The sequence below is a fragment of the Streptomyces amritsarensis genome (genome assembly GCF_001953875.1).
In the GTDB taxonomy this organism is placed as follows: Bacteria; Actinomycetota; Actinomycetes; order Streptomycetales; family Streptomycetaceae; genus Streptomyces; species Streptomyces amritsarensis.
In genome coordinates, this window is the sequence record NZ_MQUR01000040.1 from 1 (window position 1) to 13,246 (window position 13,246).

9 protein-coding genes are annotated in these 13,246 nt (G+C 75.6%); 5 read left to right on the forward strand and 4 right to left on the reverse strand.

What is annotated here, in order from left to right; all coding sequences use genetic code 11:
• The first annotated feature begins 95 nt into the window (after positions 1 to 95).
• The 5 genes from AVW11_RS18115 to AVW11_RS18135 all read left to right on the forward strand — a co-directional run bounded on the left by AVW11_RS18115 (position 96) and on the right by AVW11_RS18135 (position 9,442).
• Positions 96 to 1,280: a GDSL-type esterase/lipase family protein gene (locus tag AVW11_RS18115; protein ID WP_076044732.1), complete on the forward strand. Its 1,185-nt coding sequence runs from the start codon at positions 96 to 98 to the stop codon at positions 1,278 to 1,280.
• Between the two features lie 91 nt (positions 1,281 to 1,371).
• Positions 1,372 to 2,664, forward strand: a complete 1,293-nt coding sequence (locus AVW11_RS18120; RefSeq protein ID WP_076044734.1) for a hypothetical protein — start codon at positions 1,372 to 1,374, stop codon at positions 2,662 to 2,664.
• Positions 2,661 to 4,733: a VMAP-C domain-containing protein gene (locus tag AVW11_RS18125; protein WP_076044736.1), complete on the forward strand. Its 2,073-nt coding sequence runs from the start codon at positions 2,661 to 2,663 to the stop codon at positions 4,731 to 4,733. Before AVW11_RS18120 ends, AVW11_RS18125 begins: the two co-directional genes overlap by 4 nt.
• Positions 4,734 to 4,763: 30 nt before the next feature.
• On the forward strand, positions 4,764 to 5,864 hold the full coding sequence (locus tag AVW11_RS18130; RefSeq protein WP_076044737.1) for an AAA family ATPase: 1,101 nt from the start codon (positions 4,764 to 4,766) through the stop codon (positions 5,862 to 5,864).
• Positions 5,861 to 9,442 (forward strand): pentapeptide repeat-containing protein, encoded by a 3,582-nt coding sequence (locus AVW11_RS18135; protein ID WP_076044739.1) that lies wholly within the window; start codon positions 5,861 to 5,863, stop codon positions 9,440 to 9,442. Before AVW11_RS18130 ends, AVW11_RS18135 begins: the two co-directional genes overlap by 4 nt.
• 19 nt (positions 9,443 to 9,461) lie before the next feature.
• Here AVW11_RS18135 and AVW11_RS18140 read toward each other — a convergent pair whose 3' ends face one another.
• The 4 genes from AVW11_RS18140 to AVW11_RS18155 form a co-directional block, all read right to left on the reverse strand.
• On the reverse strand, positions 9,462 to 10,370 hold the full coding sequence (locus AVW11_RS18140) for an ion transporter (protein ID WP_060177615.1): 909 nt from the start codon (positions 10,368 to 10,370) through the stop codon (positions 9,462 to 9,464).
• A gap of 150 nt (positions 10,371 to 10,520) precedes the next feature.
• The gene (locus AVW11_RS18145; RefSeq protein ID WP_076044741.1) at positions 10,521 to 11,291 is read right to left on the reverse strand and encodes a thioesterase II family protein; all 771 of its coding nucleotides are present in this window, start codon (positions 11,289 to 11,291) and stop codon (positions 10,521 to 10,523) included.
• Positions 11,292 to 11,327: 36 nt separating this feature from the next.
• Positions 11,328 to 11,495, reverse strand: coding sequence for a hypothetical protein (locus tag AVW11_RS18150; RefSeq protein ID WP_158076144.1), 168 nt, complete (start codon positions 11,493 to 11,495; stop codon positions 11,328 to 11,330).
• A gap of 32 nt (positions 11,496 to 11,527) precedes the next feature.
• The gene (locus AVW11_RS18155) at positions 11,528 to 13,087 is read right to left on the reverse strand and encodes an acyl-CoA carboxylase subunit beta (RefSeq protein ID WP_051700701.1); all 1,560 of its coding nucleotides are present in this window, start codon (positions 13,085 to 13,087) and stop codon (positions 11,528 to 11,530) included.
• Positions 13,088 to 13,246 lie beyond the last annotated feature (159 nt).

Here is a 13,246-nt window from a genome sequence, read left to right on the forward strand (position 1 = left end):
CCGGCGGGCCCGCCCCTCGCGCCGGCCGGCGCGCCCGCCGCCGCACCGCCCCGAAACCGGATGCGGGAGACGCCCGCGGTTGAAAGGGTGACGGGATGGACGACCTGCCACAGCGCACCTCCCCCGACGGCACCCCCGGACCGATCACCACGCCGATCGGGCCGGAACTCCTGCGCGGTGCGCTGGAAGTGGAGCGCACCGACCACGGCCTCCTGCCCTACCGGCTGCCCGCCCGGGCCCGCCGCCAGGCCCCCGCCGACGTCACCGAGGTCGCCGCCCAGCCCGCCGGCGTCCGGCTGGCCTTCCGCACCCGGGCCACCACCGTCGCCCTGGACGTCCTCGCCACGACGACGGTCTACCGCGGAGCCCCCCGGCCCCCGGACGCCGTGTACGAGCTGCTGGTCGACGGCCGCCCGGCCGGCCGGGCCGTGGCCGACGGCGGCAACGTCCGCACCGTCGACGTCACCACCTGGGCCGAGGTCCTCACTCCAGGGCCGCCCGGCACCGTCCGGTTCACCGGACTGGCCGCCAGGGCGAAGGACGTCGAGATCTGGCTGCCGTACCGCGGCGTCCACGAACTCATCGCCCTGCGCACCGACGCCCCCGTGGAACCGGCCCCGGACACGGGCCGGCGCGTCTGGCTGCACCACGGCAGCTCGATCAGCCACGGCTCGAACGCCGACGGCCCGACCGGCACCTGGCCCGCGCTGGCCGCCGCCCGGGCCGGCGTGGAACTGGTCAACCTCGGCTTCAGCGGCAACGCCCTGCTCGACCCGTTCACCGCACGGGCCATGCGGGACACCCCCGCCGACCTGATCAGCCTCAAGATCGGCATCAACCTCGTCAACCACGACGTGATGCGGCTGCGCGCCTTCACCGCGGCGGTCCACGGCTTCCTCGACACCCTCCGCGAAGGACACCCCACCACCCCGGTCCTGGTCGTCTCCCCGCTCCACTGCCCGATCCACGAGGACACCCCGGGCCCGGCCGCCGCCGACCTCCGCGACGGCCGGCTGCGCTTCCGCGCCCTCGGTGACCCGGCGGAGGCCGCCCGCGGCCGGCTGACGCTGCGCGTCGTGCGCGACGAGCTCGCCCGCATCACCGCCGCACGCGCCGCCGACGACGCGAACCTGCACCACCTCGACGGGCGCGCCCTGTACGGGGAGGCCGACTTCGCGGAGTTCCCGCTGCCCGACGGCCTCCACCCGGACGCGGACGGCCACCGCCGCATCGGCGAGCGCTTCGCCGCACGCGCGTTCGGCTCCGCCTGGGCCCGGTGAGCCCGAACCGGGCGTTCCCTACCGCCTCTTGCGTGCTCGGCGCTATCGTGCCGGGGCGGAGGGGCGACTGCACGAGGGGGGCGGGGCGGCGATGCGTTTTCTCTTTGTCCACGGCACGGGGGTGCGGCGCGCACGGCACGACCGGCTCTTCGCCCTGGTCGGCGAGCGGCTGACGGCCAGATTCCCCGACGCAGCCGTCGACTCCTGCTACTGGGGCGACCGGTTCGGGGCGACCCTCGGCTCCGGCGGCCGGTCCGTGCCCGGCCTGAAGCCCGCGGCGGGAGCCGCCCCGCACCCGTCCGACGGGATCGACGCCGAGACGGCCGAGTGGGCCCTGCTGCTGGCCGACCCGCTGTGCGAGCTCCGGGTCCTCGCCGAGGCCGGCTGGCCCGCCGGGGCCGGGGGAGGGGGAGGGGCCGGGGCCGGGGCTTGGGACGACGCCGTGGAGGACGACCCCTTCGCGATGCCCGGTGTACAGGCCGCCGGGACCCGGGTGCTCGCAACCCTGGCCGGCTTACCCCCGGCGCCACCCCACACCGGGGACGAACTCGGCGCCCTGCTGCACGGCACCGGCCTCGCCGCGGACTTCCCCGCCGCCCTGGAGGCCGCCGCCCGCTCCGCCGAAGCGGCCCGCGCCGCCGAACGCGCCACCGGCGACCCCCAGGCGCGCGAGCTGGCCACCGCTCTCGCCCGGGCCGTGGCCGCCGGCGCCCTCGCCGCCGCCGGAGCCGAGGCCGAATGCACCGGAGCCGAACGCGACCGCCTCGTGGAACTGCTCACCACCCGCCTCGGCGGCGACGCCCGGGTGCCCGGCGCCCGCGCGGCCGCCTTCCTCGGCCGGCTCGCCCTGCGGGTCACCACCCAGCCCCTGCTCAACGCCCGGCGCGGCTCCCTCACGGCCGGCGCCACCCCCGCGCTCGGCGACATCCTGCGCTACCAGGCCCGCGGCCACGAACTGCGGGAGTTCCTGCACGCCCGGATCGCCGCCGACCCGGGGCCGACCGTGCTCATCGGCCACAGCCTCGGCGGGATCGCCCTCGTGGACCTCCTCGCCCTCGCCGCCGCCCGCGGCGAAGCCGTCCCCGGCGCGGAACTCCTCGTCACCGTCGGCTCCCAGGCCCCCTTCCTCTACGAGCTCGGCGCCCTGACCGCGCTCGAAGCGGGCGCGAAGCTCCCGTACGGCTTCCCCCGCTGGCTCAACGTCTACGACCGCCAGGACGTGCTGTCCTACCTCGCCGCCCCCGTCTTCCCCGGCGATCCGCGCGTCACCGACCACGAGATCGCCAGCCGCCAGCCCTTCCCCGCCTGCCACAGCGCCTACTGGAAACAGGACGCCCTCTACGAACGGATCGAACAGGCGGTGGCCGAAGCGGAGATCGGGTGATCCCCGCCGACTTCCTGCCACCGGCCCTCGGCCCGCAGCGCACCTTCGCGTTCGTCGCCGGCGTCGAACGCTACGACATCAGCCACCGCTGGAACCTGCGCGGCCCGGCCCGCGACGCCCTGCGCTTCGCCCAGTGGCTGACCGGGCCCGCCCAGGTGCCGGCCGGCAACCTCAGGCTCCTGCTGTCCCCGCTCGACGACCCCGACGCCCTCGACTGGCCGGACTCCCCGGCCATGGCGGCCCTGCGCACCGCGTACCGGCCGGCGACCGAGGAGAACGTCAAGGCGGCGCTGCTCGACGAACTCCCGCAGTGCGACGGCGACCTGCTGTGGATCTTCTGGGCCGGGCACGGCTACCTCGGGCCGCGCCAGGAGCTGATGCTGCCCTGCGCCGACGCCCGCCCCAGCCAGATCCGGCACCTCAACCTCGATTCGGCGCTGCGCTGGTGGCGCACCGACCTCGTCAAACACCGCAGCTTCCCGCTCCAGGCCGCACTGGTCGACTCCTGCCGGGTCGACGCGCCCCGCGACGCCCGGTGGAACTTCGGCAGCACCGACTACGGCGGCGGGAGCTCGGTGCCGGGACGCCGGCAGTTCCGGCTCTACGCCTCCCGCGAGGGCGAGGCTGCGCAGAACGACGCCGAGCGCGGCGCAGGCCGCTTCACCGAGGCCCTCCTTGCGGAACTGGGCACCCGCTCCGTAAGGGAGAGCGTCAGCGGGCTGCCGACCGCCGCCCGCAGCATCCACCGCACCTTCCAGGAGCTGCGCGAACGCGGCGGGGGCTGGCAGCTCCCGCAGTTCCTCGTCGACCGGGACTGGGACGCCTGCTCCTTCCTCGACGACGACCCCGCCACCCTCGCACCGCACCGGGCGGCGGCCCGGCTCGACCAGCCGGCCTGGGACGGGCTCGGCGAGCTCTTCGAAGGCCGCGAACTGCCGCGCTGCGCCTACGAGGCCTACGCCTGGGCGTTCAAGGCGGCCGGCTGCACCACCCCGGTCGGCGGCGGCCTGCCGGGCGACGGCCTCCTGGAGGTGGTCCAGGACCTGGACGAACGCCAGGGCGGGCCCGGCGGGATGCCGCTGGCCGTGCCCTTCGTACGCTTCCTCGCGGACCGGGCCGCCGCGGGCGACGCGGCCGGCGACGCGGCGTGGGCGGGCCGCCTGAAGGAGTGGGTGCACACCACCCGTGAGCGGCTCGCCCTGCCGGTGCTGCCCCCGCCCCCGCCCCCGGCGCGGACGACGGTCGTACACGTCGGGCTGGAGCCGCCGCCGGACGGCGGGCCCGGCCTCCGCGCCAGGATGTGGCTGAGCGGCGAACGCACCGAGCAGATCTGGGAGTCGGCGGGCGCCCCCCTGCGGCTCGACGCCGTGCGGGAGGAACTGCTGCGGCAGCTCGCCCTCGTCGGCGCGACGCCGGCCGGCGGCGGGGCCGCACCGCGGACCCGCGGCGGCGTCGACCGCATCGAGTTCCACGTGCCGTACGAGCTCCTCGACACCGACTTCGACCAGTGGCCGGTGCCCCGCGGCCCGGCCGGCCGGCACCGCGCCCTCGGCCTGCTCCACCAGGTCGTGGTGCGCTGCCCGCAGGAACGCGCGGACACGCGCGCCGAATGGCAGACCAGCTGGCGCTGGCTGTGCACCCGCGGCGGCCGGCACCCCGAGGCCGTCCGGGTGGTGCAGGAGGCCGAGGTGACGGACGCGCTGGGGATGGAGCTGGCCGAACGCCCGGCGCCCGCGTGCGTCCTGGCCCACACCACCGCCGCCCCGCACGCCGGACTGCTGGAAGCCGTACTCGAAGGCGGTGTCCCCGTCGCGGTGTGGCGGCGCGGGGGCGGAGCGCCCGCGGCCCCGCTCCTCGACCTGCTCGCACCGGCCGGGCCCGACGGACGCCCGGACCCCGGCGCACTGGACGTACTGGCCCTGCCCGCTCGCGTGCGGGAAGTGCGCCGGGCGGCCGCCGGCGCCGCCGCGGGCGCCGCACGCGCCGTCCAACAACCCTCAGGGGAAGACCAGTTGGTGCTCCTGTGGGACGATCCCGACGACATACCGGGCTTCCGGTCCCTGGCCTGACCCCGACCACTGACAGACGGCGACACGACGATGGAGGCAGAGGCAGTGGTGAAGGACTGGTGGCTGTACCACGGGACCGGCGGAGGCGCCGACCGGCGCGCCCGCCTGGAATCCGGATCCCCGCCGCCCTGGCGGGACTTCACCGGCACCCCCGACCCCGGCTACGAGCCCCCCGGGTGCGAGGGCCCGGCCTGGGAACGCACCCGGCGGCGCGGCGAGGGCTACGTCCCCGACGAGCAGGAGAAGGACGTCGTCAACACGGCCCTGCACCTGCGCAGGCCCCTGCTGATCACCGGGAAGCCCGGGGTGGGGAAGTCCACCCTCGCCTACAGCATCGCCTCGGACCTGGACCTGGGACCCGTACTGCACTGGCCCATCACCAGCCGGACGGTGCTCCGCGACGGGCTCTACCTGTACGACGCCATCGGCCGCCTCCAGGAGGCCGGCCTGGAGCAACTGCGCAGGCCGGCCGATCCGGCCGGCACCGCCTCCACACCCGCGCCCCCGCCCGCGCCCGGATCCGAGCCCGGGCCCCACGCACCGTCGATCTCCCGCTACCTGCGCCTCGGGCCGCTCGGCACCGCCCTCCTGCCGCAGGACCGGCCCCGCGTCCTGCTCGTCGACGAGATCGACAAGAGCGACATCGACCTCCCCGGCGACCTCCTGACAGTCTTCGAGGACGGCGGCTTCGTCATCCCCGAACTGGCCCGCCTCGCCCAGGAGGACCCCACCGTCGCCATCGGCACCGACGACGACCCGGACGCCGCCGTACGCATCACGCAGGGCCGCGTGCAGTGCCGGTACTTCCCCGTCGTCGTCCTCACCAGCAACGGCGAACGCGACTTCCCGCCCGCCTTCCTGCGCCGCTGCGTCCGCCTCCACCTGGAGCCGCCCGGCGAGGAGAAACTCGCCCTCATCGTGCGCCGCCGGCTCGGCGTCGACGTCGAGGCCGGCGGGGAGTACCAGGAACTCGTCCGGGACTTCATCGACCGCGCCGGGGACGGCGACCTCGCCACCGACCAGCTCCTCAACGCCATCCAGCTGCGCCTCGCCGGAGCCTGGTCCGCCCCCGGCGACCGCGACCGCTTCCTCAAGACCGTCATGCAGCACCTGACCGGGCCGACGGCGTGATCGAGGAACTCCTCGCCGCCCTCGCCGACGGCGCCGAGGACGCGGGCCCGCGGCCCGGCATCGGGGCGGAGGAGATCGCCGACATCCTGTGGCTGGCCGCCCGCGTGGACCCCGCCGGGCCCCGCGCGCCCGCCGTGCCGCCCCGCGACTTCGCGGGCGCGCCGCCCCCGGCCGCCGACCCGCCGGACACCGGCGCCGCGACGGTGTCCGGCGGCCCGCCCGACGGGCAGCCGGCCGTCAGGATCTTCCCCGCTTCCGTACCCGACCCGGCCGGGAAACCCGCCGACGGCGGCCCCGGCCGCCGGGGCTCCCCCGTGCGGCTGCCCCGCGCCGCCTCCCTCGACGACCCGCTCGCCCTGATGCGCGCCCTGCGCCCCGTCGGCCGGCGTTCCATCGGCGGCCCCGGCGAGGAACTGGACGAGCAGCTCACCGTCGAGCGCAGCATCGAGCGGATGGTGCCGACACCCGTCCTGCGGCCGGCCGAGAGCCGCTGGCTGGACCTGGCGCTGGTCGTCGACACACACCACTCGATGCTGCTCTGGGCGGACCTCGTGGACGAGCTGCGCCGCGTGCTGACCCGCAGCGGGGTCTTCCGCGACGTACGCACCTGGCGCCTGACGGGCACCGGCTCCGGTGCCACGCCGATGCTCACCCGCGGCCGCTCCGGCGCCCCGCGCAACCCGCTGGAACTGGCCGACCCCGCCGGCCGCAGGCTGATCCTCGTCCTGTCCGACACCGTGGCGGGCGGCTGGCGCGAGCCCGCCGTGCAGGGCGTGCTGCGGCACTGGTGCGCGCACAACGCGGTGGCCGTGCTGAACGTCCTGCCCGAACGGCTCTGGACGCGCGGCGCCGTCCTGCCCGTCCCCTTCGCCGTCCGCGCGGACCGGCCCGCGGCCGCCACCCGCTCCTGGCAGCGGGCGGCGACGGCCCGCCGCTCCCGCGCCGGCCGCCGGCGCGCACCCGATGTCGTCCCCGTGGTCGGCGTATCCCCGGGCAGCCTGGCCCGGCTGGTGCGGGTCGTCTCCGGGGACGGCCGCTGGCGGCGCCTGGCCTGCCTGCGGCTGGACGCGGAGCCGGGCAGGGCGCGCGTGCGCGAAGCCTCCCCGGGCGGCCCGCACAGCGCGCTCGACGTCGTGGAGCGCTTCCGTGCGAGCGCCTCCCCGACCGCCCAGCAGCTCGCCGCGCACCTGGCCGCCGTACCGCTGACCCTGCCGGTCATGAACCTGGTCCGGCGCTCCCTGCTGCGGGACTCCGAGCACGGCCACCTCGCGGAGGTCGCCCTCGGCGGGCTGTTCGCCCCCTGGGACCGCGAACGGGACGCGGAGGAGGCGGAGTTCGACTTCCTGCCCGGTGTCCGGGAGGTGCTGCTCGGCTCGCAGCTGCGCGGGGACGTGGCCGCCGTACGGGAGCTGGTCCGCCGCCGGGTGTGGGAGTACATGGCCCGCAGCCGCGGCACCGGGCCGGACTTCTCCGCGACCCGCGTCACCGACGGGCTGCAGGGCCGCCGAGGCGTCGCCGAGGGGGCCCTGCCCTTCGCGGCGCGGCCACCCCGGGATCCGGGCCTCGCGGACCGGGTCGTACGGGTCCGCTACCACGGACTGCCGGAGCCGCTGGAGGTCGGCACACTGCTGACGCCCCGACTCGTCCTCACGGTCGGTGACGTGGCACCGGGGGCGATCGGCTGGGTGCGGGCCGGTGAACGGGAGGTCTCCTGCCGTGCGGTGTGGTGGGACGACGCCCTGCCCCGGGTGTTCCTGCTCCTGGCCGACGAGGACCTGACCGGCCCGGAACCCCCGCTCGACCCCCTGCCATGGCTGACGGCGGACGTGCCACGGGGCCGCGTCACGATCGACGGCCGCACCGACCAGGGCGAGCCCATCGCCCTGACGGGCGAAGTGGTCCCGTACGAGGGCGCCCGCAACGGGGAGCTGGTCCGGCTCTCCGGAGAACCGGAGGCCTGGACCCACTACCGCGGCGGCCCCGTCTCCCACGGGGGCGCCCTGCTCGGCGTCGTCCACGGGGTCTGGCCCGACCGCCTGGTGTTCCTCTCGGGCCCCGCCCTGCTGGAACAGCCCGGCTTCCGCGAGGCGCTGGCGGACCACGGGCAGGTCCGCCGGGCGAGCACCTTCGTGTGCCTGGCGGTGCGGCCCCGTGACGACGGCGGCGGGCACCCGGCCGGGAGCCCGCCCCACGCGGAGGCGGTGGAACTCCTGACGGGGCTCCTCGCGGACATGGACCTCGGCCAACGACTGGCCGGCAGCGGACAGGGCGAGCCGCTCCTGCTGTTGCTGGAGGGACCGGGAGCCCTCGGCCAGGCCGGTCGGCTGCTGACCGGACTCCCCCGTGCCATGGCCCGGTTCGCCGGCCGGACGGGGGACGGCGGCCCCTTCCCGCTCGACGTCGCCGTGGCCGCGGGACCCATGGAACCGGTCCCCGCCGACGGCGACCTCAGCGGGCTGCCCACCTCGGAGGCCGCACGGATCGTCCGCCACCCCACGATGGCGGACCGCCGCCGGCCCCTCCCGGGCCCCCTCGCCGTCGCACTGTCGCACCGCGTGTACGAGGCGCTCACCGAGAACGTCGGCCCCACCGCGACGCGTGCGCTCGTACCGCTCGGCGGCGGGACCGAGGGCTGGTTGTGCACCGGTGATCCGGACGAACTGGGCGTGGCCCTGACGGAGGCCGACCGGTCGCAGGACGCCGGCGCCGCCTGGCCGGAGTGCGGCCGCCCGGCCGCGGGGGACGTCCGCGCCCCGTGCCCGGGAATCCGGCTGCCCGGCCACGACGTGTGCCTCGCCCATCTCGACCCCGACGAGGAGCATGCCTACCTGGAGACCCTCGGGCCGGGATCCCCCGTGGACTTCAGGGGCACCACCTTCGAGGACGGGCTGCTCCAACGGCTTCTGGCCGCGCTGCGGGAAGCGCGCGCGCAGCCCGTCACGCTGGGCCCCGCAGCCTTCGACCACGCCACCTTCGTGGACGACTGGAACGAGGGCGGGATCGAGTTCCTGGCCCGTGCCTCCTTCACCCGGGCCGTCTTCGCCGGGCGGGCCAGGCTCGGGAGGTCGACCTTCACCGGGCCGGTGTCCTTCGACGGGGCGGTCTTCCTCGGCGTCGGCGACTTCGACCACAGCAGGTTCCACCGCGCGAGCAGCTTCCGCCGTGCGCAGTTCCGCGGACTGGCGGGCTTCTCGGACAGCACCTTCCTCGACGAGGTCTCCTTCGCCCGGGCTGTGCTGGAGGCCTCGGCGGACCTGAACGGGATGCGTGCGGCCGCGGCGGCGGACTTCTCGCGCACGGTGTTCTGCGGCCTGACCGGGCTGAGCGGGGCCACCTTCGCCGGATCGGTCTCCTTCGCCTCCACCACGTGGGAACTGGGACTGGTGTCCACCGGCGCCGTGTTCGACGGTCCGGTGGACTTCGGCGGAGCCACGTTCCGGGGCCGGGTCCGTCTGGAGCAGCTGCGGCTGCGGGAGGGGACCGCGGCCGCCTTCGAGGACCGGCCCGGGCGCTGGGCCGTCCACCAGCGTCCGGACGCCACCTGGGACATCCATCTGCTGGGCAGCGGCGAGCGGTGAACCGGCGGCGTCCGGCCGGTCAGGAGCCGCTGTGGGAGGCCTCCAGGCGGCGTGGGGGGCGGGCGTCCAGGGAAGGGAGGCTCGCCTCGAGCTCGTCCAGGGCGCGCCGGGCCGTCGCGATGCGGTCCCGGACGTCGGTGTCGGGGCCCGCGGCCGGCGGCGGTCCCGGCTGCTTGCGTGCGCGGGCGGCCGCGTCCTCGATCTCGCGGGCCTCGTCGAGGGAGTTGAGGACCACCCCGATGAGCACGTTGACCAGGACGAAGGAGGCCAGCAGCGCGTAGGAGGCGTAGTAGAGGATGCTGAGCCGGGAGATCTGCAGCCCCGCGCGGACGGCGTCGGTCAGGCCGTCCAGGGTGGTCAGCAGGAACAGCGTGAGCATCGCGCGGCCCACCGAACCGTAGTGCCCCGGGTCCGCCTCGGCGAAGCAGACCCAGCCGACCATGGCGTACACGTACAGGACCAGTCCGCCGACGAACAGGAAGCTGGCGGTGCCGGGCAGGCTGCGGCCGACCGCGATCAGCAGGATGCGCAGGTGCGGGAGGAAACGTGCCGTGCGCAGCACCCGGGCCAGCCGCAGCAGCCGCAGCAAGGTGGTGTTCTCGCGGACGAACGGGACGAAGGCGGAGGCGACGACCGCGAGGTCGAAGAGGTTCCACGGGTCGCGGAAGAATGCTTTCGGCCGGTCCGCGAAGGCACCGATGCGCAGCAGCATCTCCAGGGTGAACAGCGCCAGGCAGCACTGCTCGCCGGCCCGCAGCAGCCGCTGGTACTCCGCGGCCGGCCCGCTGTACGTCTCGACGCCCATCAGCGCGGCGTTGAGCAGGATCGCGCAGAAGACGACCACCCCGAAGGCGCGGGCCTCGGTGGCCACCCGGCACCGGGCTGCCAGCTTCATCCGGCGGCGTCCGACCGGCCTGGGGTCTGTCATCGTGCTCCTCGTGCTCTCGCGTGCGTCACGGGCGAACGGCGGCCCACCTTCCCTAACGCCCGACAGCCGATCGGGTTTCACCACCGTGTGCGCCGCAACGCGCCGAGGCGTGCGCCCCCACCGTCCGAACGGCGGTGGGGACGGACGGCCTCACGACAGGTGCCCCCGTACCAGGTCGTTCACCGCGGCGGCGTGCCGACTCAGGTAGAAGTGGCCGCCGGCGAAGCGGTGCAGGGCGAAGGGGCCCTCGGTGTGGTCCGCCCAGCCCGCGGCCTCCTCGGCGGTAACCGCCGGGTCCGCGTCCCCCGTGAGGACCGTGACGGGGCAGGTCAGGGCGGGGCCCGGACGGTAGCGGTAGGTCTCGGCGGCCTTGTAGTCGCCGCGGATCGCCGGGAGCACCGACCGCAGCAGCTCGTCGTCGGCCAGGACCGCCGGGTCCGTGCCGCTGAGCGCCTTGATCTCGGCCAGCAGCTCCTCGTCGGGAGCGAGGTGGACCCACTGGTCCTCCCGGTGGTGCGAGGGGGCCCGGCGGCCCGAGGCGAACAGGGCCACGGGATCCGGCTGCCCCGCCTCCCGCAGCCGCAGCGCCACCTCGAAGGCCAGGGACGCGCCCAGGCTGTGCCCGAACAGCGCCACCGGCCGGTCGCACCAGGGCAGCAGTTCCCGGGTGACCAGGTCCGCGAGCTCCATCAGGTCCTCGACGCACCTCTCGCCGCGCCGGTCCTGGCGGCCCGGGTACTGCACGGGCACCACGTCGGCGTGCGGGGACAGGGCCCGGGACATCGGGAAGTACCAGCTGGCCGCGCCCCCCGCGTGCGGGAAGCAGAACAGCCTCACGGGAGCGTCGTCGGCGGGGTGGAAGCGCCGCAGCCAGTCGCCGGTCGCCGGCAGGGCCGGGGCGGCCGTGGTCGTAGGGGTCATCGTGGGTCGGTTTCCTTTCGGTGGGGGCCCGCCCGTTCAGGGAGCGGTCCAGGAGCCCGGCGGCCGCCAGCTGCGCCCCGGACGCCACAGGGCCCGGGGCGGGGGGCCGGCGGCCCGGCCGGCGTCGCCGTCCGGGGGCCGGGCGAGGGAGAGCAGGGCGAGGAGGACGGCCGCCAGCTCCGTGCTGTCGGGGGCGCCGCGCACGATCCTCACCTGTGGTTCGGTCCGCTCGCCCATCAGAACGGCGGGTTGCCGTGCTTGCGCTCGGGCAGCGCCACGTGCTTGGCCCGCAGCACATCCAGCGCGTCCACCAGCACCTGCCGGGTCGCGGCCGGGTCGATGACGTCGTCCACCAGGCCGCGCTCGGCGGCGTAGTAGGGGTGCATGAGCTCCTGGCGGTACTGCTTGACGCGCTGCGCCCGAGCCGCCTCGGGGTCGTCCGAGGCGGCGATCTCCCGGCGGAAGACGACGTTCGCCGCGCCCTCCGCGCCCATGACGGCGATCTCGTTGGTGGGCCACGCGAAGGACAGGTCCGCGCCGATCGAGCGGGAGTCCATCACGATGTAGGCGCCGCCGTACGCCTTGCGCAGGATCACCTGCACCCGGGGCACGGTGGCCGCGCAGTACGCGTACAGGAGTTTCGCGCCGTGCCGGATGACACCGCTGTGCTCCTGGCCGCTGCCCGGCAGGAAGCCCGGCACGTCCACCAGGGTCACCAGCGGGATGCTGAAGGCGTCGCAGGTCTGCACGAACCGGGCCGCCTTCTCCGAGGCGCTGATGTCCAGCACCCCCGCCAGCGAGGCGGGCTGGTTCGCGACGACGCCCACCACGTGGCCGTCCAGCCGGGCCAGACCGCAGATGATGTTCGTCGCCCAGTGGGCGTGGACCTCGAACAGGTCGCCGTCGTCGACGATCTCCTCGACCACGGCGCGCATGTCGTACGAGCGGACCGGGTCGGCGGGCACCAGCTCGGACAGCGCCGAGGTGCGCCGGTGGGCCGGGTCGGACGGGACCACCGCCGGCGGCAGCTCCCGGTTGTTGGCCGGCAGGAGCGACAGCAGGTGCCGCACCTCTTCGAGGCACTCCTCCTCCGTGTCGTACAGGAAGGCGCTCGCGCCGGACACCGAGGAGTGGACCTGTGCGCCGCCCAGGTCGTCGTGGCTGATCCGCTCGCCGGTCACCGCCTGCACCACGTCGGGGCCGGTGATGTACATCTGCGCGATGTCGCGCACCATGAAGACGTAGTCCGTCAGGGCGGGGGAGTACGCCGCCCCGCCGGCGCACGGCCCGAGCATCACGCTGATCTGCGGGATCACCCCGGAAGCCGCCACGTTTCGGCGGAAGATGCCGCCGTAGCCGGCGAGCGCGGTGACCCCCTCCTGGATCCGGGCGCCCGCGCCGTCGCTGAGCGAGACCAGCGGGGCGCCCGCCGCCAGCGCGAGGTCCATCACCTTGTGGATCTTCTGCGCGTGCGCCTCGCCGAGCGAACCGCCGAAGATCCGGAAGTCGTGCGCGTACACGAACACCCGGCGGCCCTCGACCTTCCCCCAGCCGGTCACCACACCGTCGGTGTGCGGCCTGCGGTCCTCCAGCCCGAAGCCCGTGGCACGGTGCCGGCGCAACTGCTCGATCTCGCGGAACGTCCCCGGATCGAAGAGCAGGTCCAACCGCTCGCGCACCGTCAGCTTGCCGCGGGCGTGCTGCGCCTCGGAGGCGCCGGGCGACGGACCCAGCTCGACGGACTCCTTGATCGCTCCTAGTTCGGCCACTCGGACACCGACATCGCCAACTGTCATGCTCCACCCGCTTCCTCGGCCGTCGGGGCGCGCCCGCGGCGGCCCTGGACAGTGCCTGCCATTGAAGGCAGCGGCGGCGCGCACGGAGAACAGCGACCACCCCCCTGACCGGGATAGGGGTCGCGCCCCGCCCGCCGCACGGGCCGGGCGGGCGCAAGC

Bases quoted from the DNA above. Each gene is read 5' to 3' on its own strand.
- AVW11_RS18115 (WP_076044732.1), top strand. From the start codon at position 96: ATGGACGACCTGCCACAGCGCACCTCCCCCGACGGCACCCCCGGACCG.
- AVW11_RS18120 (WP_076044734.1), top strand. From the start codon at position 1,372: ATGCGTTTTCTCTTTGTCCACGGCACGGGGGTGCGGCGCGCACGGCAC.
- AVW11_RS18130 (WP_076044737.1), top strand. From the start codon at position 4,764: ATGGAGGCAGAGGCAGTGGTGAAGGACTGGTGGCTGTACCACGGGACC.
- AVW11_RS18140 (WP_060177615.1), bottom strand. From the start codon at position 10,370: ATGACAGACCCCAGGCCGGTCGGACGCCGCCGGATGAAGCTGGCAGCC.
- AVW11_RS18145 (WP_076044741.1), bottom strand. From the start codon at position 11,291: ATGACCCCTACGACCACGGCCGCCCCGGCCCTGCCGGCGACCGGCGAC.
- AVW11_RS18155 (WP_051700701.1), bottom strand. From the start codon at position 13,087: ATGACAGTTGGCGATGTCGGTGTCCGAGTGGCCGAACTAGGAGCGATC.